Source organism: Lactobacillus melliventris (assembly GCF_013346935.1).
Taxonomy (GTDB): Bacteria; Bacillota; Bacilli; order Lactobacillales; family Lactobacillaceae; genus Lactobacillus.
Genome location: NZ_JAAEEB010000008.1, coordinates 64,856 through 90,283 on the forward strand (window position 1 = coordinate 64,856; position 25,428 = coordinate 90,283).

Consider the following 25,428-nt stretch of genomic DNA (forward strand, 5'->3'; position numbering starts at 1 on the left):
AAATTATTTCCTCCTAAAAGTTACGTTAAATAATATAGCACGTATTTTTAAAGGTGTAAAGTGTTTTTACTTAACAGGTGCTTTTTTTATGAATGATACCTCTTGACCTTCATCCGTTTTTTCTTATTCTTCTTAAATTTCTTCCCCATGTGACGCATAGCCATCCGTCCCATTGGTGAATTCATTCCGGGCAAATTATCCATTCCCTTAAAATTACCCTTGGTAATTTTACTCATCATATCCCGAGCTTGTTTAAATTGCTTAATCATTCTGTTGACTTCAACAATTGGCCGACCGGAACCAGCTGCGATTCTCCTTCTGCGACTTGGATTGAGCAATTCGGGATTTTCTCGTTCTTCTTTAGTCATAGATGAGATAATTGCTTTTATATAAACGATTTGTTTTTTATCAAAATTAACATTTTTAAGCTGGGGATTGTTAGCCATTCCGGGAATCATCTTCATCAATTGATCAAGAGGACCAATTTTTTCAACTTGTTCAATCTGATCGACAAAATCGTTGAAATCGAAGGTATTTTCCTTCATCTTTTCAGCAACTTCTTCAGCCTTTTTAGCATCATAATCCTGCTGGGCTTTTTCAATTAAAGTCAGCATGTCGCCCATGCCCAAGATTCTTGATGCCATCCGGTCAGGATAAAACGGCTCTAAGTCAGTTAATTTTTCACCCTGTCCGGTATAGATAATAGGTTTGCCAGTTACAGCTCTGATTGACAGTGCAGCACCGCCACGGGTATCGCCGTCAAGTTTGGTTAAAATCACGCCCGTAATATCCAAGCGACTGTCAAAGCCTTTGGCCACATCAGTTGCTGCTTGACCTGTCATTGCATCCACTACCAGCAAGATGTTGTCTGGCTGAGCAACGTTTTTGACTCGTTCAAGTTCTGCCATTAATGGTTCATCAATTTCCAAACGACCAGCCGTATCAATGATGACATAGTCATTTTTATTTTTATCAGCTTGGTTTAACCCATTTTGGACAATTTGAGCGACGTCTTTTTCGTCTCTTTCACTATAAACAGGGACTTTTAACTGGTCACCAATTTGCTCAAGCTGGTCAATGGCGGCTGGACGATAAACGTCGCCTGCAATTAACAGCGGCCGCGCTTTTTCTTTTTGCATTAATCTGTTAGCCAACTTGCCAACTGTGGTAGTTTTACCAGTACCTTGCAATCCTACCATCATGATAATAGTGGGAATGTGCTTAGACTTGTTTAAGGTTACGGCACTTTCCCCCATCATCTTGGTTAATTCGTCATTAACGATTTTAATAACCTGCTGACCGGGATTAAGGCTTTCCTGAACCTCTTTTCCTAAAGCTTCTTGTTTAATCTTTTTGATAAAATCTTTAACAACCTTAAAGTTAACGTCGGCTTCAAGTAAGGCTAGTCTGATTTCTCGACTGGCGCTATTGATATCTTCTTCAGATATTTTCCCTTTACCGGTTAAATTTTTTAAAGCCTTTTGAATTCTCTCACTTAAATTTTCAAATGCCATAGAATTATTCTCCCCTCAGTTGGTTTATTAAATCGGTAGTTATTTGCAAAGCTAGGTCTGACTTCCCTTTCTGAAGTGCAGTCGTAACTTTAAGCAATTTGTCTTCTATCATGTTGTAATCTCTTTGCATGTGCAATTTATCTTCGTATTTTCTAAGCAGGCTCCGGCAACGACGCAAATTGTCGTATACGGCTTGACGAGAAACTTGATGGTTAAGAGCTATTTCTCCTAAAGATAGGTCATTATAATAATAATCTTCAAAATAATCTTGTTGACTCTTGGTTAAAAGACTACCATAGTATGCGTATAGATCACCTAGCATTTCATTTTTTTCAAGTTCGTCCATTACTCTCACCTTGAACCAGTATAGCAAAAATGTCAGAAGTTGACGATCTTGAAAGCCAAAATTTAAGTAAATGAAAAATATAAATTCTTGCTTTCTGAAATGTAAATCTGTATCATTATTTTTAATTTGGTTTTGGGGATACCTATGTCAATTTTGAATAAATTATCCCTTAAAATTCTAAAAACGGTACATATTATTATATAATTTCGTACCGTTTTTTATTTGGAATCTCTGCCAAAATATCTGAATGAGGTAAGTTAGTAACAACTGTTTAACCCGTTCGCATTTAAATATTAGCAAGTGCTTTTAAAAACGCAGTGTATTTTCAAACAAATTATAAACTAAAGTTAAGGGGTAGTTTAATGTGAATTTATGGCAATTAATGAATCGCAAAGAAGATCCAGGCATTTATCAAGAAAAAGACGGCCACTTAGTTAGAACGCTCAAGGTGCGTGACTTCCTGGCACTTGGTGTGGGCACAATTGTTTCTACTTCAATTTTTACTTTGCCAGGAGAGGTTGCGGCTTTACACACCGGTCCAGCCGTCGCCATATCATGTGTGATAGCATCTGTTGTCGCTGGTCTGGTAGCGTTTGCTTATGCAGAAATGGCTGCTGCTATGCCTTTTGCAGGCTCTGTTTACTCATGGATTAATGTCATTTTCGGTGAATTTTGGGGCTGGTTTTCAGGCTGGGCTTTACTAGCAGAGTATTTGATAGGAATGGCTTTTATCAGCTCCGGTTTGTCAGCTAATTTGCGTGCACTAATTGCTCCACTCGGCTGGAAACTACCTGCTAGCTTAGCTAATCCATTTGGTGTCGATGGCGGTTTATTAGATTTAGTCGCTCTATTAGCTATTTTATTAGCAGCATTTTTAGTTAGCTTTGGCGTTTCTAAAGCCTCTAGAGTTGAAAATATCCTAGTAGTTGTCAAAGTGCTCGCTATTTTACTTTTTGTCGTTGTTGGCTTAACAGTTATCAAAAAAGCTAATTTTATTCCTTTCATACCTCATTATCGCGCCACAAGTCACGGTCCTTTTGGAGGTTGGCAAGGAATCTATGCCGGAGTTTCAATGATTTATATCTCCTTTTTAGGCTTTGATACAATCGCTTCAAACTCGGCTGAAGCTGTTAATCCCCAAAAGACTATGCCGCGTGGAATTATCGGCTCATTATTAATTGCAGTGGTGCTTTTTGTTGCCGTGAGCCTGGTTTTAGTGGGAATGGTTCCTTACCAGCAATATTTAAATTCTGCTGAACCAGTCGGATATGCCTTGAGAACAGCTGGTTTTACTCACATAGCCACCATAGTACAGTCAGTTGCTATTTTAGGGATGTTTACAGCTTTGATCGGCTTATGTATGGCAAGCTCCCGCTTAGTGTATTCATTTGGCCGTGATGGTATGATTCCTAATAAACTGGGCAAGTTAAATAATAATCACCGTCCCGCAAACTCATTATGGACTGTGGCGCTAATTGCGATTGTTATTTCAGCTTTTATTCCCTTTTCATTTTTAACACAATTGGTTTCTGCTGGTACTTTAATAGCATTCATGTTTGTTTCAATCGGTATTTACCGTTTGAGACCACGTGAAGGGAAAGATATCGCCGACCCGGCATTTAAAATGCCCTGGTATCCGGTCCTTCCGCTTCTGGCATTTTTAGGTTCTTTTGCTGTTTTTTGGGGATTAGATCTGCAAGCAAAGAAATACATGCTAATCTGGTCACTAATAGGGATTGTTATCTATTTTGTTTATGGTATTCGTCATTCAGCCATGAACAAAAACTCAAAGAATTAAAATTATTTAACTTATAGCTAACAAAAAAGTCTGGAAAGTTTTTTCCAGACTTTTTTAAATGTCCAAATAGCAGTTACAGGTTTTCATCCATATTAAAAGTTAATTTTGACATATTAATTGAGTCAATCATCATTTGTGCCCAAAGTTTTTCAGACCGTTTTCTGGTATAAGCAACTGTCTCTTGGTTTGCTTTGGTCAAATATGTAGTCAATTCACTGCCATTTTTAGTTCCTGCTGCTTTAATAACATCGTAAACCCGCCGACGATAATATTGGTTCAATTCGTTAAGGTAATCTGTATCCAATTGCACAAATTGCGGATAGTGGGTTTCTACCAAAGCTGCCAGTGATTTATAGTACCACCAGGCATCGTTAAGATTATATGTCATAGAAGTATTATTGTATGAAGGATCCGTGTCCTTCATATTAGCAAAAAATGGTACAAATGGTGTGAAAGTTGGACCACCAATGCACAACCACATAATAGCAGCTTTATCATGATCAACATCATTTCTAATTTGCAAGATATGAGAATTTTGGGTTCTGTTTAATCCAATTGGCCGAAAACGGTGTTTTTCCTCCTCTGTTCCTTTACCAAATGGATCATAAGGTGTGTTTTGGTAATGACTGCCGAGGACAAATTCAATATCCTCTCTGGTTATTTTCTTCGCCGCACGCCGAATGAATGGTAAATCACCGTCAGTGGGTTCTTGTTCAATTTCAGGGTTAAAATATTTTTGACCGTACCATACGCGGTTAGTATTATAAAATCGATCTTGCTGACTATAGGTACCAAAAATATGACGGAAATTCCAACCTTGATGATCAACGTTTAAATGATGTTGCGCCACAAACTCTTGAATGCCTTCGCTCCACATAAAGTTGTCCGGATCATCAAAATCAACTTGTTCGATTGAAACCCGATTGGCTGCTATCGCATAGGCATCATCTGGAATACGCTGAGCAACCCAATGATGGCCCGTAACTATTTCCATATACCATATTTCATCTTTATCACTAAAGAGAACTGAATTACCTGCTGGCGAACCGAATTTGGCAATCAGTTTCCCTAAATATTCAACTCCGTTTCTAGCAGAATCAATATATGGCAGCACAACAGATTGCATGCAATCTTCGTCAAGCCCGTCCTTTACCAGTGGATCGAAAGCCAGTGCACGTTCATTGCCATATGTCGATTCAGTACAGGACATAGCAACATTCTTTTGATTAATGCCGCTCTCATCATAATAGCCGCGATTTTTATAGTCAACGTTAGGTACAGCTGGAACCGCCTGAGCGTTTTCCGGTAAGTCTAACTTAAAATTGTTTAACCAAGACTTAATTTTTCGCCCAGGTTCATTTTTAGCGGCAGGTCTGATAATGAACTTTTGCGGCGTAATAGGACGAAAAGTATCATCATTACGAGCAATCATAGTTGAACCATCAACCGACGCATTTTTACCTACTAAAATTGTTGTACACGCACTGTATTCTTTCATTAAGTATCTTCCTTTTGCACAAATTTTATTCTTAAATTAAATCATGAAATAGTCCAACTGCATAATTTGCAGCATCAAAATCTGCCAAATCGCTTGCCTTTTCACCTAGACCAACTAATTTTACCGGCAACTTCATTTCATTTCTAATTGCTAAGACTACCCCACCTTTTGAGGAACCATCTAGCTTAGTGAGCACCAAACCTGTTAGTTTGGTAGTTTTATCAAAGTCTTTGGCCTGCAATAATGCATTTTGCCCCGTTGAACCATCAAGTACTAAAAGAGTTTCAGTAGGTTCTTCTGGAGCTTGCTTTTTTATTGTTCTCTCAATCTTTTCCAGCTCGTTCATTAAATTCTTTTTATTTTGCAATCTACCAGCTGTATCAACAAGTAAAAAATCATAATTTTCTTGCAGTGCCTTTGTCGTGGCGTCATAAACAACAGAAGCCGGATCGGCTTGTTCCTTGCCAGTTACAACAGGAACACCAACTCTTTCTCCCCATTCAGACAGTTGTTCAACTGCACCAGCTCTAAATGTATCAGCTGCAGCTAAAAGAACAGACTTACCTTCATCCTTAAAACGTTTTGCCAATTTGCCAATTGTAGTGGTTTTACCGGCGCCATTTACTCCAACAAAAAGATAGATATTTGGTTTACCGTCATTATGAACAGTTAGCTTTTCATTTTCTGAATTACCACTTTCATCATAAAGGTCAACTAATTTTTCTACTATCACCTTTTTTAAATCGTCTCGAGATTTGGCTTTTTGCAATTTAGCTTCATCACGCAGTTCATCTGTCAGTTCTTCAGCTGTTTCATAGCCAACATCAGACTCAATTAGTAGCTCCTCCAAATCGTCAAAGAAGTCTTCGTCAACTGTTCTAAACTGTGCGAAAAAGCGATTTAATCTAGCACCAAAACCTTGATTCGTTTTCTCCAAGCCTTTTTCATATAACTCAGTTTCATCCTGATCTTCGCTAGCTGTTTCGTCCTCAGCTTCTTGATTTGGAGTCTGCTCCAGCGATGAAGTAGTAGAATCTTCATTTTGCTTTTCAGATTCATCTGTCTCAGCAGAATCTTTTTCTACTGACGCTAAACCATTATCACTCTCTTTAGCAATTTTAGCTTTTTCATCTTCTGCTTGGTCAGCGGAAACGTCTTGATCCTCTTTAGGACTTTCGTTTTTAGGCTGAGCACTATTTTCGTTGTTTTTGGTTTCGTCATTTTCACCAAACAATGATTTTTTTATTTTATCAAATAAACCCAATTTTATTTCACCTCATTTTTTAATTCTTTTAAAGAAACGGATAATACTTGTGAAACTCCTGATTCTTGCATTACAACCCCATAAAGCTGATCTGCTCTTTCCATTGTGCCCCTTCTATGTGTGATTACAATAAACTGAGTATGCATGTCATATTCTTCTAAAAAGTTGGCAAAGCGAGTGACATTAGAGTCGTCCAACGCAGCCTCGACTTCATCTAACACGCAAAATGGCACTGGCTTAACCTTCAGCATGGCAAAAAGAAGAGTGATTGCGGTCAATGCCCGTTCCCCACCAGAAAGTAAACTGAGTCTTTGCAGTTTCTTTCCTGGTGGTTGAGCTATAATTTCGATACCGGTAGCTAATAAATGATCTGGGTCAGTTAAGACTAGCTTGGCACTACCGCCCCCAAAAACAACTGGGAATAGTTCACTGAAGCTTTTAGCTACAGCAGTGAAAGTTGTTTTAAACCGATTACAAACCTCTTGATCAAGTTCTGACATTGATTCTTCTAAATTATCTCGCCCTTTTAGCAAGTCATTTTGTTGAGCATTAAGAAAATCATACCGTTTCTTAACATTATCATACTCTTCAATTGCTTTTAGATTAACTGGCCCGATATCAGCAATAGACATACGATGCAATTTCATATCTTTTTGCAGTTGGGCACGATTTGCTTCGGTATTTTCCTTTTCTGCTTGATTCAAAGCTGCTTCATATGTTAACGAGTAATCAGAACTCAGGGTATCTAAACGCTGGTCTATCTGGCTATTTAATTGCGCTATTTTGACAGAATATTCTTTTTGCTCGGCAGCCGCATCTTTACGCAGATCATAATTTCGGCTTGCCACCTGATCAAGCTGGTTAATTTGTGCATCATACTGGCCTAGTTTAGAACTTAGACTATTAAGCTGCTTTTGTAATTTCTGCTTCTTAACGGCGCCATCATTTTTTTCCTGCTCAAAAGCTGTCTGTTTTTTATGATCAAGAAGATCATTCTGCTTAAGTTCATTTAATTTTTGCTCTAAAGTAGCAATTTGTTTTTGCTGCTGGTTTGCATCCCGCCTTTTTTCAGATATTTGTTTTGTAATATTTTCCAACTTGTTGGCATAAACAGCAATCTGCGGATCAAGCTCGTTCAATTTGGACTGAATAGCATGATTTAGTTCAGTAAAGTTTTTAATTCGCAGTTGCAGATCACTAATTTTTTGCTTTTGCAGAGAAATTTCTGTTTGAAATCTCTTCTTTTCTTTTTCCGCTTGCATAATCTTTTGCTTAGTGGAATCAATTTCCTGATTGCGTTCTTCTTTTTGCTGTTCAAATAAACTATTAGCAGCCTTTAACCTGTTAACTTCTTTTTCCTGATTTTGATAAGAAAGTGCTGTCTCACCTAAATTCTGTTTCAGATTTTGGAGCTTTGCTTGTGCATCTTTTACTTTTTTTAGCAAAACATTATTTTTCTTATTGACAACAGCTAAATCTGCTTCGCTATTTTTTATTTTCAGCTGTAATTTGCCAATTTTTTGCTTTAGTTCACCAAGTTCTGCTGTAGTTTGAAGCGGAGAATTACTTTTTTGATTACGCACTCCTCCTGTCATTGAACCACCAGGTGAAATAACATCGCCATCAAGCGTAACAATACGATAGCGAGAAACGCGTTGCCTAATTTTCAGCGCATTGTTAATGGTATCAACTATTATGGTATTACCAAGCAAATAGTTAATTGCAGGCGTAATATTTTGACCAGGCAAACTTTTTACTATTTCACTCGCAATACCCTGAAAGCCAGGAAAAGAAGAAATCGTATTAATCGTCGAGGAAGGGATCGAATACTCCCGCAAGCCATCAAGGGGTAAAAAAGTAGCTCGTCCAGCACGATTTTCTTTTAACTGGTTAATTGCATCCCGAGCATCCAACTTTGTTGCAGTTACTAAATCTTGAACTCCATTACCCAGAGCCGTAGCCATGGCAACTTCATATTTAGCAGGAAAGGTAATTAATTCACCCACAGCACCTATAACACCATGGTAATCTGCTAAATTATTTAGCACATTTTTAACACCATAAAAATACCCTTCGTGACGTTTACGGATATTTTCCAACGCATCATGGCGTGCTTTTAATTGACTGAACTTCTGATTTGCTGTAGAAAGAGAATTTTGCAAAGTCAACAAATTATTTTGCGTTAGTTCTTGCTCTTCAGATAGCTCCTTTACCTGTTGTTTCTTATTTTGATAATCTTGTTTAAGCCTTTTGCCTTCGACCTGAAGTCTATTAAGTTCAGCTTTTTCTTTTTTTAGTTCGTCAGAAACATTTTCTGTTTGCAGTTGGGTATTATCGCTAAGCTTTTTCAATTCAGAATTAAGATAAACAATTTCATTATTATTAGAAGTTTGATCTTGTAACAACTGAATATATTTTGATCGCAGCTGCTCTAAATTTTGGTTCAGTTGTTCCGGGTTTTCTTTAAGCTGTGTCGTTAGCCCTACTCTCTTATTATTTAGCTCCTCTTGTTCTTTTTTTAGATGGCTTTCTTCTTCAAGCAGATTAGTTGTTTCCTTTCTGCTACTCACTACCTGCTCTTTTAAGTCGCTTAACTCGGACTGATATTCTTTTTTAGTAGCTTCATTATACTGTTTGCTCTGCTCCGAAACTTGCAAATGTGTATTTATTTCGGAAAGTTTTTTTGTCAACGAAAATAAATCATTTTGGACTTGATCTTTTTGAGCATTTAAAGTTTGAAATTCTTTTCTTTTGTCAGTTACCGCTCTCTGAGATGCTTTAACTTCTTGGTCCAACTTTGCTAACAGATTTTGATTTTGGTCAGCTTTTTCTTGCACTGACTGTTTTTGCTTATCTAAGTCTTGAATTTCAAAAGCGAACAAAGTTTTTAGTTCATGATCCAGACCTTTTTTCTGAAATTGATATTCCTTTGCGAGAGAGCTTTGTTCGTGAAGAGGTTCAATTCTCTGCTCCAGTTCTTTGACTAAATCATTGATGCGCACTAAGTTATCGGTGGTCTGTTGTAATTGAACTTTTGCTTCTTCTTTTTGCTTTTTAAAATGTAACACTCCAGCTGCTTCCTCAAACAGTGAGCGCCGCTCTTCAGGACGAGAATTTAATACTTGATCAACCCGTCCTTGTGAAATGATAGCTAAGCTTTCTTGTGAAATGCCAGAATCCAGAAATAAGGCTCGGACATCACGTTGTCTAACACTTTTTTTATTTATTAAATATTCGTTATCTCCCGACCGTAAAATTCGCCGAGTTACAATTACCTGGTCATCTTTAAAATTAAGTTCGCCTTTCTTATTGTCAAAAATAAGGGAAACTTCAGCGTGATTAGCTGGCTTACGAAATTCACTACCCGCAAATATCACATCTTTCATGTTTGAGCCCCGCAAAGACTTGGCGCTTGACTCTCCCATGACCCATCTTATTGCTTCGGTAATATTGCTTTTACCACTACCATTAGGACCAACTATGCCAGTAATACCAGTATCGAATTCTATTTTTGTTTTTTCGGCAAAAGATTTAAAGCCGTCAATTATTAGTTCAGTTAGTGGCACACACTCATCTCCCTAATTAAGCTTATTTAAAGCAGTTTTCGCAGCCTCTTGTTCTGCAGCTTTTTTATTATGGCCTTGCCCTTGAGACAATACTTTGCCATTGACAACTAACTGTACAGTAAAACTAGACGGCAGCTGTTCTTCTTTCAGAACTTCATATTCAATCTTTACTGGTCCGTTTTGCTGCAGCAATTCTTGTAAATCTGTCTTATAATCACGTGAAGCATCAAATTTCCCGGCATCAATTAACGGATACACTGTTAAACTCAAAAAATGTTCGACTGCTTCCATGCCCTGATCAAGAAAAAGCGCTCCGTTAAATGCTTCAAAAACATCCTCTAGCAGTGTCTTACGAGAACGCGCACCAGCTTTTTCCTCACCATGACCTAGATTAATTTCAGCCGGAAAGCCAAATTTCTGAGCAAATTCCGCAAAGCCTTCAGTATCAACAATATTAGAACGCATCCTGGTTAATTCACCCTCATTAAGACTCGAAAAATTACGATAAAGGTAATCAGATATTGCTAATTCTAAAACTGCATCCCCCAAAAATTCCAACTTTTCATAATCACGAATGCCGTTTCCAGGATGCTCGTTGGCATATGAAGAGTGGGTAAAGGCTTCTTCTAATAACTTCTGATCGTTAAATTTAATTTTATATTTCTTATCTAATCGATTAATAAACTTGGTACTAACCATTCTATCATCTCCTTAATAACCTAAATTATACCAGTTTTTAAGTATAAAAAAGAAAACTATTGTTTCAAAAAAACAATAGCCTTCTAATTTTTATTCTATATTAACTTTTATTTTGTATAAGCAACCTTGTACCAAAGTGGATGCCCATTATTTTGCTTGGATGGTTTTTGTGAATAACCGGTAAGTTTGCTATTAACGGCATCAATTTGATATGCATTGTAAAGTGGAACAACATAAGCCTGATCAAACATGTATTTTTGCCATTCATGGAATTTTTCTACACGATACTTATGGTTAAACGCCTTTTGAGAATCCATCTCTTTGATTAGTTTCGTGTTTTCTGGAGTGACAAAACGTGAATAGTTGGACATTGTCCCTTCACTGTACATTTGTTCTTGAGAAGGTTCAGACGAAAGACCCCATGCAGCCATAAACATGTCAACGTCAGGTGAATCATGTTGAACTTTATCATAAAATGAATTAAATTCTGTCAAGCGGCCACCAACTAATTTAACATTTAAACCAATCTTATTCCATTGTTGAATGAAGTTTTGCATGATCGGTTGTTGAACGGAATTGCCAGACATAGCCATGAAGTGAATAGTTAATGGCTTGCCATTAGGTTGTACACGCCATTTACCTTTTTTCTTGTAGCCAGCTTTGTCTAAGATTTGATTGGCCTTCTTAATGTTATAAGTATAGCCTTTTACGCTTTTATCAAAATAATCACCAAATTGTGCTGGAATCAAAGTTGGAACTTGGAAGCTTAAGCCGTCAGTATAATGTTTATAAACAGCATCAGTATTCATTGCATAAGCTATAGCTTGGCGTAATGCTTTGTTATTCATTTTGGCATTCGGATTCATCACATTCTTTGATTTTTTACTATCCCATTTACCAACCTTAAAAGCTAAATAACTGTAATATAGAGGAATTTTAGCTACAAATGTGACATCCTTAGTATCCTTAACTTGTTTCCACTGACTGTTAGTAACCCTGATAATATCAAATTTATGATTTTTAATTGCTTGTGAAGCAGAGTTTGGCGAAACAACCTGATAAACAATTTTGTCTAATTTTGGCTGACCACGCCAATAATACTTATTTGGAACCCAGGTAACAGATTGACCACGAACAATTTTATCAAGCTTATAGGGACCAAAGAACAAAGGATTCTTTCTCAACTTATCTGAAGATTCTAGTTTATCAAACGGAACATCTTTTAAATAGTGATATGGTGCGGCTGCCTCCCAAATATAGCCGTTACCACTATAATACATACCAGGTTTTAATTCTTTGCAGTGTAACACTACTACTCGTCCATCTGGACCATCAGGCATTTCTATTCCTGAAATTGTTTTGGCCTTGCCTTCATGATATTCTTTCAACCCATTAATAATATTGAGTTGATTAGCGTATCTTTGAGATTTAGTTGCTTTATTTGCAATTATCTCATACGCGAATTCTACATCCTTGGCAGTAACCTGCTTACCGTCAGACCATTTAACACCCTTTTTAACTATAATAGTTGCAGTCTTTGCTTTACGATCAAGTTTGAGAGTAGCTGGACCATTATCGTTTATCTTGTAATCATCATCTGTTTCAAATAATGATTCTTGACCAGGACTTGCAACATCAGCACTCGGTTGATCCATTTGCAATTCTTCATTAAAGACGCCGGTGAATGGTGTATCAGTTATTTCAGCAACTTTAATTGTTCCACCCTTCTTGGCAGTCTTAACTGGGGTTTCAACTGGGAACTTGCTGGCAGTCTTAGCTCCCTCATTGCTGGCGGTCTTATTGCTCTTGCCACAAGCTACCAAAGTTAACGCAGCTGCGGTTACAACTCCGACTGAGCTCAAAATTTTTCTTGTTCTCATCATACATGTCTCCTTTATATGCAAAGTTAATAGTATTTTGGAAACAAGCTAACAGATAAATGTTAACATTAATCATTAAAAAAGCAAGGCAAATTCAGAAATTATACTATTTATAAATAGTAAAGTAATCAAAATACATATTATTTAATAATAGAAATTCTTTCAAATGTATAAGTCAGCCAATACCAGAAAGAATTTAGATTTAAAAGCTTAAAAATTTAATTTTAATAATGTGTTATCAAAAATTATTTTATAGAAAATCATAAAAAGTGGTTTTAAAAAGCAAAAATAAAAAATATCAAACTATTTTGCTAGTTTGATATTTTTAGTTAAATTCAATTATTTAACATAACCAACTTGGTACCATAACTGGTGACCATTGTTATTTTGTGATGGTTTCAAGGAGTATCCAGTAATCTTATCATTTACAGCATCGATGCCATAAGCATTTGATGTTGGAACTACATAAGCTTGATCAAACATGTATTTTTGCCATTCGTGGAACTTTTGAACACGGTATTTATGATCAAAAGCCTTTTGAGAATCAATTTCATCAAGTAATTTACTGTTTTCTGGAGTGACAAAGCGTGAGTAATTGGATGGTGTTGCTTCTTTGTAAAGGTCAGCTGGAGATGGTTCACTTGAAAGGTTCCAACCTGCTGTAAACATATCAACAGAAGGATCATCGTGTTGCACTTTATCATAGAATGAATTGAATTCTGTCAGACGGCCACCAACCAAAGAAACATTTAAACCAATTTTATGCCATTGTTGTAAATAATTCTGTGCAATAGGCTCAGCCGTAGCATTTCCAGACATTGCCATATAATGAATCTTCAATGGCTTGCCATTTGGTTGAGTACGCCATTTACCCTTCTTCTTATAGCCGGCTTTATCCAAAATCTCGTTCGCCTTTTTCAGATTGTAGGTATAACCCTTAAGATCCTTATTATAATAATCACCAAATTGCGCTGGAATCAGGGTAGGTACTTGGAAAGAAAGTCCTTTAGTATAGTGCTTATCAACTTCTGCAATATTCATCGCATATGCAATAGCTTGCCGCAATGGCTTATGATTCATCTTGGCATTTGGATCCATAACGTTTTTGCCCTTTTTGGCATCCCATTTACCAACTTTAAATGCTAAATAACTATATGACAAAGGAATATTGGCAATAAAATTAACATTCTTAGTCTTTTTAACTTGATCCCATTGTGAATTTATAACTCCAATGATATCAAATTTGTGACTCTTAATGGCCTGACTGGCTGAATTAGGATTAATAACCTGGTAAATGACCTTATCTAGTTTTGGCTTACCACGCCAGTAATATTTATTTGGTGTCCACGTTACTGATTGACCACGAACAAGTTTGCTAACCTTAAATGGGCCAAAGTACAAAGGCTTTTTCCTAATCTGATCAGATTCCTTTAGCTTACTAAAAGGAACATTCTTTAAGTAATGATATGGAGCCGCAGATTCCCAGAAATAACCGTTACCACTGTTGCTCATACCTGGTTTTAATTCAGGATAGTGAATTACAATTGTTCTACCATTAGGGCCATCAGGCATTTCAATACCTGAAATTGTTTTAGCCTTGCCATCATGATATGCTTGTAAACCTTTAATAGTGGCTAACTGGCTGGTATATCTTTCTGATTGAGTAGCTTTATTAGCGAATATTTCATAAGAATATTCCATGTCTTTAGCATTAACCTGCTTCCCGTCTGACCACTTAACACCTTTCTTGATAGTGATTGTGACAGTCTTATTTTTATGATCCAACTTCATGGTAGCTGGACCCTTATCGTTAATCTTGTAGTTGTCATCAGTATCAAAAAGTGATTCTTCACCAGGAGATGCAACTGAACTGTCAATTGCACTCATAGCTAACTCATCAGAAAAAATTCCTGTGAATGGCGTATCAGTTTCCAAGGCAACTTTAACAGTTCCACCCTGCTTAGCTTCCTTCTTAGGCACTGCTTCTGGGAACTTCTTAGCAGTTTTAGCATTAGAATTGTCATTGGCCGTATTATTAGATTTACCACAAGCTACCAGCGTTAAAGCAGCTGCTGTTACTACCCCCAATGATTTATATAAATTAGATTTTTTCATCTCTACATAACTCCTTTTTATTATCAGGAAAATTTAATTTTCAAAACAAGTTAATAATTAAATATTACCACATAAAATTAAAAAAGCAACGGTTTATTCATTTTTATTTAATAGATATTTATTTCAAAAAGAGCAATTTCTGATATTAATTGTTGCCGTAAATACCTAATACTTACTTTTTTCAGTCTTTATGGGGTAAAAATTAAACAGTTTAATGTTGAAAATTTTGCTATAAAAATTAGTGATAGAGAAATTAGAGAAAAAACTGCTAATAAATAATATAGCAAACTCACGATATTATCTATTAGCAGAGATTTTAAAATATAATTGCTAAAAATTCAGTTTTAATTTTCCCTTTGCCGGGCGTCACCAGCTCTTTGTAAAGCACGACCAACATAATTGATACTTAAGGAAATAGCTAGTAACAATATTGTAGCCGGCAACCATAGCCAAGGCCTGTTGACAACGTTAACCGGATCGTTGGCAAAACCAATTAAAGTACCCAAGGAAGGAACTGTAGGCGGTAAGCCGTAGCCAATAAACGACAAGCTGGTTTCAATACCGATGTTACCGGCAATTGTTAGTACGACATCGATAATCAGCATAGAGCCAATGTTTGGTAGGACTTCTCTAAACATTATTTTCAAGTCTGATGAACCAGAAGTTTTTGATGCCAGAACATAGTCTCTTTCTCTTTGAGAAAGAACAAATGCTCTAAAGTACCTTGCCGTACCTGTCCAGCCAAAAATCGAAATAATCCAAACTAAAGTAACAGGACTGTAATGCGGTACAACAGTTACCAAGACAATTTCTATAGGCGTTGCAGGCAAAACCTGCACAAAGTCCACTATTCTCATAATGACTGCATCAATATAGCCACCATAATATCCTGAAACGAGACCGACAATTAAACCAACAGTCTCACAAACAGCAGTAACCCCTAATCCAATAAGGATAGAATTACGACCACCCATAATTAATAGATTGAGAACATCTCGTCCACCATCATCCGTTCCCAGAATATGACCATCAGTGAACCAGCCTGTATAAGCTTCAATTATGTTTGCCTCAGTGACTTTATCAGAATTCAGAAATAATGAACCGCCAAAAGTTAATAACAAAATTAAGACTATCACTATGAAGGCAGTTAAAGCTTTCTTGTCCTTTACAACTTCTCGTACAACTACTCTAAAACTTGAAGCAGGAGGAGAAACTTGCACTTTCTTGGCTTTATCAGTCGAAGTGGTTTTATTTTTTTTCAACATTTGTCTCCCCTTCTTTATTTTATCCTAATTCTTGGATCTACTATACTCATTATAATATCTGATAATAAATTACCGAGTAGAGTAAGAAAACCAAAGATTAAAATTAATGCAGTTAGCGTAGTATAGTCACGCTGTTGTATTGAGTCTAAGAACAATTTTCCCATACCAGGATAACTGAAGACAGTTTCAATAATCATTGAACCACTTAACAGACCAGTTATAACTGTACCAAATGAGGAAGCTATTGGTAACAGTGAATTACGTAAAATGTGTTTATTAAACACAACCTTTTCAGGAACACCCTTACTGTGAGCCGTTCTGACGTAATCTTCAACTTTATTATCAACAATTCCCGTTCTTAAATATTGTACGATTCCAGTAGTTGTTATCAACGCACTCAAGATAGCTGGAAAAATGATATGGTAAAGCTGACTACCCAATGTACCCCAGAAACCAGAAGCATTAGGAGAAACCGAACCTGAAATAGGAAACCAGCCTAGGAGAAAACCAAACAGCCATATACCTAAAATGTAAAATACAAAAGCAGGAATAGCAAAAGTAACATAATTAAAAATTTGTACAGCTTGGTCTTGCCATTCATCCTGGTGTTTACCAGCAATCACACCAAGAGGTATTGAAATACTGTAACTAATTATTGTTGTTAACAGCGAAAGCCAAAATGTATTTACAGCTCTATCGGCAATTAAAGAGGTCACCGGAACGTGCTGTATATAACTGGTACCTAAATCGCCTTTAAAAATATTACCTACCCAACGAGCATATTGAACAGGGGCCGGATCATATAGTCCGGCAGCTCTTTTCAGAGCTTCTAGTTGCCTAGGGTCAGTATTAGGATTAATTTGTCCCGTGAATGGGTCTCCCGGCATCATTTTTGCCAAGAAAAAGACTAAGATGCTTAAAATGATCAATTGTGGGATCATAATTAAAACACGTCTTAAAACAGTTTTCCACATGATTATGCTCCCTCCTTATCATTTGTTTCTTCTTCGACTATTTCTTTTTCAGGTAAAGCAACTAAATGATTATCTGATACATGCTTAAGTGGAAAAACACGGCCATCTTTGTCATACCACTTACTTTGATCATTTTGAAATTCTTGTTCAACTTCTTGACGATGCTTCTTATGTTCATCTCGGTGTTCAACATCGACTTGCGGAATAGCAGAAAGCAGCCTTTTCGTATAGATGTGCATTGGATGCTGATAAATATCTTCTCTTGAACCAATTTCAACCAAACGACCACGGTGCATAATAGCCAAATTCTCGGACATATGTTTAACGACACCTAAGTCATGAGAAATAAAGAGATAAGCAATATTGTACTGCTGCTGAATATGCTTCATAAAGTTTAGCACCTGTGCTTGAACTGATAGATCTAAGGCACTTGTTGGCTCATCAGCGACAACCAGACGTGGATTAGTAGCAACCGCTCTGGCTACGCCAATTCTTTGTCTTTGACCACCGGAAAATTCGTGCGGATATTTATATATTGAGTCACTCGGCATACCAACGATGTCAAGTAATTCTTGCACACGGTCACGTTCTTGATCAGTTGTTAAATTCTCAAAATTGCGTATTGGCTCTGCAATAATATCCTCAATTCGTTTTCTCGGGTTTAAACTTGACAGAGAGTCCTGAAAAATCATTTGGACGTCTTTATTGTAATTGAGTCTGTGGCGATTTTTAGATTTGGTAATATCGACACCCTTATATATAATACTGCCGCTGGTAACAGGTTCAACTCCAACAATTGCCTTGCCAGTAGTCGACTTGCCTGAACCAGATTCACCTATAAGTCCGTAAGTTTCTCCTTCGTTAATAGTAATACTAATATCATCAACGGCACGAACATAATCGGTGATACGATTCCAAAAACCAGATCTGATAGGATAATGAACTTTTAAGTTTTTTACTTCAATAATTTCTTTAGCCATAAACTACTCCCCACTCACTTCATCTTGAAAGTGGAACGTCTTCCAGCAAGTACATCTAACCCAATGCCCTGGTTCAACTTCATGCATTACTGGATTTTCCTCATGGGCACTTGCAGGTATCCACGGTATTCTAGCAGCAAACCTGTCACCTTTTCTAGGCATATTTTGCAATGATGGAACTGTTCCTTGAATAACATGTAAATCTTCTTCTTCATCTTCAGATTGAGGCATTGAATTTAACAAAGATCGGGTATAAGGATGAAGTGGATGTTCAAAAATTGTTTTGACATCAGCTTTTTCAACTATTTGACCACCATACATAACAGCAACTTCGTCAGCTGTTTCAGCAACTACTCCCAAGTCATGAGTTATTAAAATAATACCAGATTGAGACTGCTTTTGGATGTCTTCCAGCAAGTCCAAAATTTGTGCTTGAATAGTAACATCCAGGGCAGTGGTCGGCTCATCAGCAATGATAATTTCGGGTTTACATGCAACAGCCATGGCAATAACCACACGTTGCCTTAATCCACCAGATAATTCAAATGGATACATGGCGTATGTTTCTTCAGGTTTCGGCATACCCACCTGATTAAAAAGCTCAATTACACGTGCATGACGTTGTTTTTCATCCATATCTGTATGGTAATACAAAGTTTCTGCTACTTGATCACCAACTCTCATTAGTGGATTTAAACTGGCCAAAGGATCCTGAAAAATCATTCCGATTTTATTCCCACGAATTTTATCGAACAGTGATTCATTCAGGCCTACCAAGTTCAATTCATTATAAAGAATATCACCTGTTACTTTTGTATTTTTATGGTCGTACAAACCGATAATACTAGATGCGATTGTACTCTTACCACAACCAGATTCACCTACAATTGATAAAATTTCATTCCTTTTCAAAGTTAAATTAATATCATCTGCAGCATCATAAAATTTCCCATTTAAACGATATGCTGTATGTAAATGCTGGATATCTAGCAAGAGATCACTTTGTTTTTCCAAAGGTCATTTCCCCTCTCAAATCTTCAATGAATTTATTAAAGATATTTAATAAATTTATTTAATTTCTAATTATAACCGTGAAACAAATTGTATGCAAACTAATAATTAATTTTTTTAATTAGTTTTGATGATTCGCTACATAATTTACAGCATCACCAACAGTTTTAATTTTTTCTGCATCTTCATCAGAAATCTCGGCGCCGAATTCATCTTCTAATTGTAAAATGAATTCCACTAAGTCAATGGAATCAGCGTCCAAATCACTAGTGAAATTAGTTTCGTCAGTTATTTTCTCTTTATCAACTTCAAAATTATCTGCTAAAATATCCCTGATTTTATTAAAAATTTCTTCTTTGCTCATGTTGCTACTCCTTGTTGTTACTTGCTTTCGTTAGCGAATTCTGCTTTAAAATTATCAATTATTTTTTCCTGTAAAATTTTATCAATTTGCTTAATTGTAAAATATACAGCACGCTGTTCTGAACGACCGTGTGTTTTAACTACAGGAGCATTAACTCCGAGTAAAACAGCACCACCATATTTAGCTACATCAAATTTTGAAATTAAACTTTTTAGTGCCTTTTTTATCATCAATGCGCCTAATTTAACAAAAAGTCCATTATTGAGCAAACTATCTTTTAACAGGTGGATTAAAACACCAGAAGTGCCTTCAATATTTTTTAAAACTGCATTGCCTGTAAAACCGTCTGTCGCAATTACATCAGCTTTACCATCCAATAATTCGTTACCCTCAATATTACCTATAAAATTAAGCTTGCTATTCAGCAATAATTGATAGGCTTGTTGATGAACATCATCACCTTTATCATTTTCAGACCCATTATTAAGCAGGCCAACCCGGGGATTTTTTATTCCTCTGACTTTTTCAGCATAATATGAGGCCATTTTAGCCCAAGCCAGCAAATATTCCGGTCTGCTTTTGGCATTCGCACCAACATCAATCATATTGAAACCGTCATCAGAATTTTTTACTGGTAGGGTCGGCATAAAACCCGGACGAGTTACTCCTTTAATTCGTCCTATTATAAATATACCACAAGCTAGAATAGCACCCGTATTTCCTAGCGAAAAAAGTGCATCTGCCTTGCCCTGCTTCACAAATTGCGCCGCCACGACAAGTGATGAATCCTTTTTAGACCTGATTGCCTTAACTGGTTCATCTTCATCATTAATTATCTGAGTAGTATTAACAACCTCTGTTTGACTTTTATCCTCACCTAATAACTGCGTTATTTTCGCTTGATCGCCAAAAAGTATAAATTTTGTCTGCGGCAATTCTTTTTTTACCTGCAATACTGCTTGAATAATTGCTTCAGGAGCATTTTCTCCGCCCATTGCATCAATGGCAATAGTTCTCATATTATCCTCAACCTTTACTAAGTTCTTTTTTGTTGTAATTGCTTATATTCTAACACTTGTTTTAAAGTTTTATTTTCTGATTTTTGCAAGAGAGGATCATTTTTAATCAATTTTTTGGCCTCTTTTTGTGCCACTACCATGGTATTGTAATTGTTAACAACGTCTCCTACCTGAAATTCAGGTAAACCAGATTGTGCCTTACCAAAAAGATCACCTTCACCGCGCATCTTTAAATCTTCTTCAGCTAACTTAAATCCGTCAGTAGTGGATGCTACAATTTTCATGCGGGATTTACCTGCTTGGGTATTGGGATCAGCTAAAAAAATACAGTAACTCTGAGTTTTTCCGCGACCAATTCGTCCACGCAACTGGTGCAGTTGACTAATGCCAAAACGATCAGCATTATAAATAACCATCATATTAGCATTAGCAACATCTACTCCTACTTCAATTACGCTAGTAGTAACCAAGATATTAATATTACCTGCGGCAAAAGCAGCCATAATGTCGTCTTTTTTATTTCCTGGCATTTGCCCATGAAGTAAAGCAACCTTTTCATTAGGAAAGTCATGACTCAGCTTGTCATAGAGCTGTTCAGCATTTTTCAAATCCAAGGCTTCCGATTCTGAAATTAAAGGTGTGACAGCATATATTTGGAATCCCTGCTCTAATTGCTCATGCATTAGTTGATATACTTGATCCATTTGAGTGCTCGTTTTCCACCAGGAAACTATCTTTTTTCGTCCTGCTGGAAGGTGGTGTATTTCAGAAATAGTCATATTACCATACACTGTTAAAGCTAAAGTTCGAGGAATTGGTGTGGCCGTCATTGCTAAAACGTCAGGCAAATTTCCCTTATTGACTAGGGCTTGTCTTTGATTGACACCAAAACGATGCTGTTCATCAATAATAACTAATCCCAATTTTTTAAAAATCACACTTGATTGAATTAAAGTGTGAGTACCTATCACAACATTAATAGTACCATCAGTTAGTTCATTATAAATTTCTCTGCGCTCAAGTGTTTTAGTAGAACCCGTTAAAAGAGCACAGCGAACGCCCATAGGTTTCAGCAACTCATCAATCTTTTTAAAATGTTGCGTTGCTAATATTTCCGTTGGAACCATCAGGGCAGCTTGAAAGCCGGCCGTCACTGCCGCAAAAAGTGCATAAACAGCGACTATTGTCTTTCCAGAACCCACATCCCCTTGCAACAGTCGCTGCATTTGAACTGGAAAAAGCAAATCCGTAAAAATTTCGTTAATTACATGTTTTTGATCTGCAGATAGTTCAAATGGTAGTGACTTAGTAAGCTTGGCAATTTCATCTAAGTTATACTTTTTAGCAATCCCCTTATTACGCGGATTGTATTCAGTCAACTGGGCTAGTTCAGTTTGAAATATAAAAAACTCTCTAAAAATGGCACTTCTCTTGGCAACCTGAGATTCTGTAGCATTTTGTGGATGATGCATTTCTTGTACAATACTACTTTCAGGTAGCAAGCGGTATTTTTGCCTTATCTTAGTAGGGACTACATTATCAACTTCAGCTAAATAATCATCTAAGGCAAGATTGATTAAATCTATTAGTTTTTTTTGTTTAATTTGCCGGTTTACTGAATAAATGGGTGCCATACCACTGTCATTTTCTTTTGCTGCAACGAACTTAAAGGCAGCCAGACTTTGTCTAGCAGCATTATACTTACCGTAAATTGCTACTTCTTTGCCAATTTCAATTTTTTCTTTTAACCATGGTTGATTAAAAAAATTGACCATGATGACATCATGGTCAATTCTTAACTTAAAACTAAGGCGGCTTTTTTTATATCCAAACCTGGTTACAAAAGCATCTGTTGCAACAATTCCCTTTAGCATTACCTTTTGACCATCCATGATCTGATCAAGAGGAATCGTTTGAAGTTCATCATAACGAAATGGAAAATAATACAACAAATCATAAACGCTATAAATTCCCAAACTTCCAAGAGCAGCAGCAGTCTTTGTTCCCACACCTTTCAAATCGGTTACTGGAGCAAAAAGTTCTTTTGCTATCATAATTACTCAACGGAAATCAGGAAATTATATACTGGCTGACCACCATCATGAAGCTCAAATTCAAGGTCATCATGCTTTTTCTTTAATTCATCAACGAGCCTTTGCGCTTCGTTTTTATTAGAATCACGCCCATACATTACTGTGATAATTTCTGAATCTTCATCCAGCATTTTTTCTATCATAGAGGAGGCAGCAACAATTAGATCAGAAGCCGCTACTTTAATATCTCCATCAACTATTCCTAAAAAGTCGCCTTGATGAATTGCTATATCGTTGATCGTTGTATCACGGTTAGCTTTAGTAACTTCTCCTGAAACGACTGTATCAAGTGCATCAGTCATGTTAGCAACATTATCGGCAAGAGAATCATCCGGATCAAACGAAAGCATCGCCGTCAAACCCTGTGAAATAGTTTTAGTAGGAACTATACCAACAGGAATATCACTAACTTCTGCTGCTTGCTTAGCTGCCATAATAATATTACCGTTATTTGGCATTACAATTGCTTTTTTGGCACCAGATTTTTTGATTGAATCAATAATATCTTGCGTTGAAGGGTTCATAGTTTGTCCACCAGAAATTATCCGGTTAACCCCTTCACTTTCAAACAGCTTACGAATACCATTACCTGAAGCTACGGCAATAACAGCAAAATCAACGCTTTCCTGATTCTCTTCATTGTTATTGACAATAGTTTCATGTTGAATTCGCATATTATCAATCTTTATTTTTCCTAACTGACCAAACTGACTGCCATATGCAAAAACAGCTCCAGGTTGTTCCGTATGAATATGAACCTTTGCTACTTCTTCATCTGAAACAGCTAAAAGAGAATCACCAAGTTTAGACAAATGCTCTCTAAATTCATCTAAATTAAAGGTTTTCTTTGCCGGAACGTCAGCAGTTAAATCAACCATAATTTCAGTACAGTAACCATTAGCAATATCTTTAGTGGAAAGCTGAGATTGGACGGATTGATGATGCATTGCATTAATCATTTCATCCATTTCACCTTCGTCAGGCTGGTAACGATCAGCAAATTCTTCACCTAGAAGTCCTTCAAGAAATCCTTCATAAATAAATAAAAGTCCTTGTCCTCCTGAGTCGACTACTCCAACTTGCTTCAAAACCGGTAGTAAGTCAGGAGTTGATTTTAACGCTCTTTTGGCGCCTTCAACAATCGCTTTCATGACTTCTGCAACATCATCGGTTTCATTGGCTTTATTAGCACCTTCCTGAGCACCAATTCGGGCAACAGTCAAAATTGTTCCTTCAACAGGTTTCATGACACCTTTGTATGCAGTGGCAACTCCATTTGAAAAAGCGTTGGCTAATTCTTGTGCATTAAGTGTTTTCATGCCCTGAGTGGCTTTATAGACCCCTCTAAATAGCTGAGAAGAAATAACTCCACTATTACCTCGAGCTCCCATTAGCATTCCTTTTGCGAGGCTTTCTGTCAAGTCTCCCACGCTGTCACTATTATTTTGAGCAACAGCCTTTGCACCACTTTCAATAGTTAAATTCATATTTGTTCCAGTGTCTCCATCAGGAACCGGGAAAACGTTCAAAGAGTTAATAAACTCTGCATTGCGTCCAAGTCTGTGTGTGGCAACGCGAACCATATCTCTAAATTTTTTACTGTCTATTTCCTTTAAAACCAATATTTTTAACCTCCGCTTGAGTTATTCGTCAAGCACTTTAACACTTTGAACGATGACATTGACAGCTTTAGTTTCAATTCCAAGTTGATTTTTCAAATTGAATTTAACACTATCTTGTACGTTGCGACTTACTTCAGATATTTTTAGACCATAGCCGACAATTATATAGACATCAACTGTAATCCGATTATCTTCAGACCTGACAACGACACCACGTTTATAATTTGCTCGATTTAAAATTCCGTCGAAACCGTCACGGATAGCATTTTTTGAAGCCATGCCAACAACGCCGTAATTGGATGTAGCCGCACTTCCGACAACAGTTGCAATCACTCCGTTTGAAATATCAATCAAACCGTTTTTTGTTTTGATTTTTACAGCCATGTTTACCTCCGTATCATTGTTCTCAATATTATGAATCTATTTTATCATAGTAATCAAGTTTAAATACAAAATTCCCTTCATAAAAAATACTTTTGGAGTTGCAATGATCTTAAACTTATGCTATCTTAACTTAGTATGAAAACACAATAAAGGAGGTTTAGCAAATGGCAAAAGACTATATCACTGGCAAAAAGACCACTTTTGGTAACACACGTTCACACGCACTGAATTCATCACGTCGTGCGTGGAAGCCAAACCTTCAAAAAGTTCGTATTCTTGTCGATGGCAAGCCAAAGCGTGTATGGGTTTCAACTAAGACATTAAAATCTGGTAAAGTTACCCGTGCCTAGCGTAAAATAAAAAAGTTTTTAAAGCAGAAGTTTTCTTCTGCTTTTTTATTTCCCAAAATCTGTTTAAAAGTTTATGTTTAAATAGAGATATTCTTATTGCTCTTTCAATTAATTTTCAAGTCAAAAAAAGACAAGTTATAGTCTGTAGTTTTACTTGAAGGTATTGTTTTTAGCTAACCTCATTGGCAAATCTTTCATTTCAATTTTTTATATATTCTGCTATTAATAAAAGATGATGTTGCCGATACACTTCTCATTGCAACAATTTACTTATATAAAATTTGGTAATTTTAAGTTTTATCAAACATAACAAAGGCAGTATCTCCACCAATGTAAATCTTTTTTTACTCATCAAAAAGGATACAAATCATACCAATCTTTCAATTTTTTTAATTATATAATTTGTTTTGGAGCTTGCCACTATTAGTGGAAATCATAGCAGCAAGATAATTGAGGAGATATACCAAAAATATTTATTAACTTATAACAACTTGTTCCAAGAGATATAAAAAAACAGCAGTGAATGAAGTTAACCCCCGGAATTGAAGTGCTCCATAATAGTTAGACATTAATCTGACTATTAGGAGCACTTTTTTCATGACTAAATATTCAACTACTTTGAAAATGGAAATTTGCAGTAAATACTTATCCCACCAAACCTCTTTAGCTAAACTAGAACGCGAATA

The 25,428-nt window shown here is 36.5% G+C and carries 20 protein-coding genes; 2 read left to right on the plus strand and 18 right to left on the minus strand.

What is annotated here, in order from left to right; translation table 11 throughout:
• Nucleotides 1-86: 86 nt before the first annotated feature.
• Together ffh and ylxM are read right to left on the minus strand one after the other, a co-directional pair.
• Nucleotides 87-1,514: a signal recognition particle protein gene (gene ffh, locus GYV61_RS07630; RefSeq protein WP_174795375.1), complete on the minus strand. Its 1,428-nt coding sequence runs from the start codon at nucleotides 1,512-1,514 to the stop codon at nucleotides 87-89.
• A 4-nt stretch (nucleotides 1,515-1,518) separates the two neighbouring features.
• Nucleotides 1,519-1,860 carry a YlxM family DNA-binding protein gene (gene ylxM / locus GYV61_RS07635; protein WP_174795376.1) on the minus strand — a complete coding sequence of 114 codons (342 nt, stop codon included), beginning with the start codon at nucleotides 1,858-1,860 and terminating at the stop codon, nucleotides 1,519-1,521.
• A gap of 364 nt (nucleotides 1,861-2,224) precedes the next feature.
• On the opposite strand from ylxM, the gene GYV61_RS07640 reads away from it, so the two are divergent.
• The gene (locus GYV61_RS07640) at nucleotides 2,225-3,658 is read left to right on the plus strand and encodes an amino acid permease (RefSeq protein ID WP_174795377.1); all 1,434 of its coding nucleotides are present in this window, start codon (nucleotides 2,225-2,227) and stop codon (nucleotides 3,656-3,658) included.
• A gap of 73 nt (nucleotides 3,659-3,731) precedes the next feature.
• Here the strand turns inward: GYV61_RS07640 and GYV61_RS07645 are convergent, their stop codons facing one another.
• From GYV61_RS07645 to GYV61_RS07715, 15 genes are all read right to left on the minus strand, one after another.
• A complete protein-coding gene (locus GYV61_RS07645; RefSeq protein ID WP_174795378.1) occupies nucleotides 3,732-5,156 on the minus strand; it encodes a C69 family dipeptidase in 1,425 nt (474 codons plus the stop codon).
• 31 nt (nucleotides 5,157-5,187) lie between these two features.
• A complete protein-coding gene (gene ftsY, locus GYV61_RS07650; protein WP_174795379.1) occupies nucleotides 5,188-6,420 on the minus strand; it encodes a signal recognition particle-docking protein FtsY in 1,233 nt (410 codons plus the stop codon).
• A gap of 2 nt (nucleotides 6,421-6,422) precedes the next feature.
• The gene (gene smc, locus GYV61_RS07655) at nucleotides 6,423-9,986 is read right to left on the minus strand and encodes a chromosome segregation protein SMC (RefSeq protein WP_174795380.1); all 3,564 of its coding nucleotides are present in this window, start codon (nucleotides 9,984-9,986) and stop codon (nucleotides 6,423-6,425) included.
• Between the two features lie 12 nt (nucleotides 9,987-9,998).
• The gene (gene rnc, locus GYV61_RS07660) at nucleotides 9,999-10,685 is read right to left on the minus strand and encodes a ribonuclease III (protein ID WP_174795381.1); all 687 of its coding nucleotides are present in this window, start codon (nucleotides 10,683-10,685) and stop codon (nucleotides 9,999-10,001) included.
• Between the two features lie 107 nt (nucleotides 10,686-10,792).
• Nucleotides 10,793-12,565 (minus strand): oligopeptide ABC transporter substrate-binding protein, encoded by a 1,773-nt coding sequence (locus tag GYV61_RS07665; protein ID WP_174795387.1) that lies wholly within the window; start codon nucleotides 12,563-12,565, stop codon nucleotides 10,793-10,795.
• Between the two features lie 339 nt (nucleotides 12,566-12,904).
• The gene (locus GYV61_RS07670) at nucleotides 12,905-14,680 is read right to left on the minus strand and encodes an oligopeptide ABC transporter substrate-binding protein (protein ID WP_110446218.1); all 1,776 of its coding nucleotides are present in this window, start codon (nucleotides 14,678-14,680) and stop codon (nucleotides 12,905-12,907) included.
• A gap of 344 nt (nucleotides 14,681-15,024) precedes the next feature.
• Complete coding sequence (locus tag GYV61_RS07675; RefSeq protein WP_110446219.1) at nucleotides 15,025-15,945, minus strand: ABC transporter permease; 921 nt, start codon at nucleotides 15,943-15,945, stop codon at nucleotides 15,025-15,027.
• Nucleotides 15,946-15,959: 14 nt separating this feature from the next.
• Nucleotides 15,960-16,919, minus strand: coding sequence for an oligopeptide ABC transporter permease (opp4B, locus tag GYV61_RS07680; protein WP_110446220.1), 960 nt, complete (start codon nucleotides 16,917-16,919; stop codon nucleotides 15,960-15,962).
• A gap of 2 nt (nucleotides 16,920-16,921) precedes the next feature.
• Nucleotides 16,922-17,899: an ATP-binding cassette domain-containing protein gene (locus GYV61_RS07685; RefSeq protein ID WP_110446221.1), complete on the minus strand. Its 978-nt coding sequence runs from the start codon at nucleotides 17,897-17,899 to the stop codon at nucleotides 16,922-16,924.
• Nucleotides 17,900-17,902: 3 nt separating this feature from the next.
• A complete protein-coding gene (locus GYV61_RS07690; RefSeq protein WP_046325048.1) occupies nucleotides 17,903-18,913 on the minus strand; it encodes an ABC transporter ATP-binding protein in 1,011 nt (336 codons plus the stop codon).
• Between the two features lie 118 nt (nucleotides 18,914-19,031).
• Nucleotides 19,032-19,274 (minus strand): acyl carrier protein, encoded by a 243-nt coding sequence (acpP, locus tag GYV61_RS07695; protein ID WP_110446222.1) that lies wholly within the window; start codon nucleotides 19,272-19,274, stop codon nucleotides 19,032-19,034.
• Nucleotides 19,275-19,291: 17 nt separating this feature from the next.
• Nucleotides 19,292-20,293, minus strand: coding sequence for a phosphate acyltransferase PlsX (gene plsX / locus GYV61_RS07700; RefSeq protein ID WP_174795382.1), 1,002 nt, complete (start codon nucleotides 20,291-20,293; stop codon nucleotides 19,292-19,294).
• 17 nt (nucleotides 20,294-20,310) lie between these two features.
• On the minus strand, nucleotides 20,311-22,347 hold the full coding sequence (recG, locus tag GYV61_RS07705) for an ATP-dependent DNA helicase RecG (protein ID WP_174795383.1): 2,037 nt from the start codon (nucleotides 22,345-22,347) through the stop codon (nucleotides 20,311-20,313).
• A 2-nt stretch (nucleotides 22,348-22,349) separates the two neighbouring features.
• Nucleotides 22,350-24,008: a DAK2 domain-containing protein gene (locus GYV61_RS07710; protein WP_174795384.1), complete on the minus strand. Its 1,659-nt coding sequence runs from the start codon at nucleotides 24,006-24,008 to the stop codon at nucleotides 22,350-22,352.
• A 21-nt stretch (nucleotides 24,009-24,029) separates the two neighbouring features.
• Nucleotides 24,030-24,392, minus strand: a complete 363-nt coding sequence (locus GYV61_RS07715; protein ID WP_046325053.1) for an Asp23/Gls24 family envelope stress response protein — start codon at nucleotides 24,390-24,392, stop codon at nucleotides 24,030-24,032.
• 164 nt (nucleotides 24,393-24,556) lie between these two features.
• On the opposite strand from GYV61_RS07715, the gene rpmB reads away from it, so the two are divergent.
• Nucleotides 24,557-24,742 carry a 50S ribosomal protein L28 gene (gene rpmB, locus GYV61_RS07720; RefSeq protein WP_034981532.1) on the plus strand — a complete coding sequence of 62 codons (186 nt, stop codon included), beginning with the start codon at nucleotides 24,557-24,559 and terminating at the stop codon, nucleotides 24,740-24,742.
• A 476-nt stretch (nucleotides 24,743-25,218) separates the two neighbouring features.
• On the opposite strand, the gene GYV61_RS09780 is transcribed toward rpmB, so the two are convergent.
• On the minus strand, nucleotides 25,219-25,428 hold a 210-nt coding region (locus tag GYV61_RS09780; RefSeq protein WP_238786767.1), incomplete at its 5' end, for a hypothetical protein.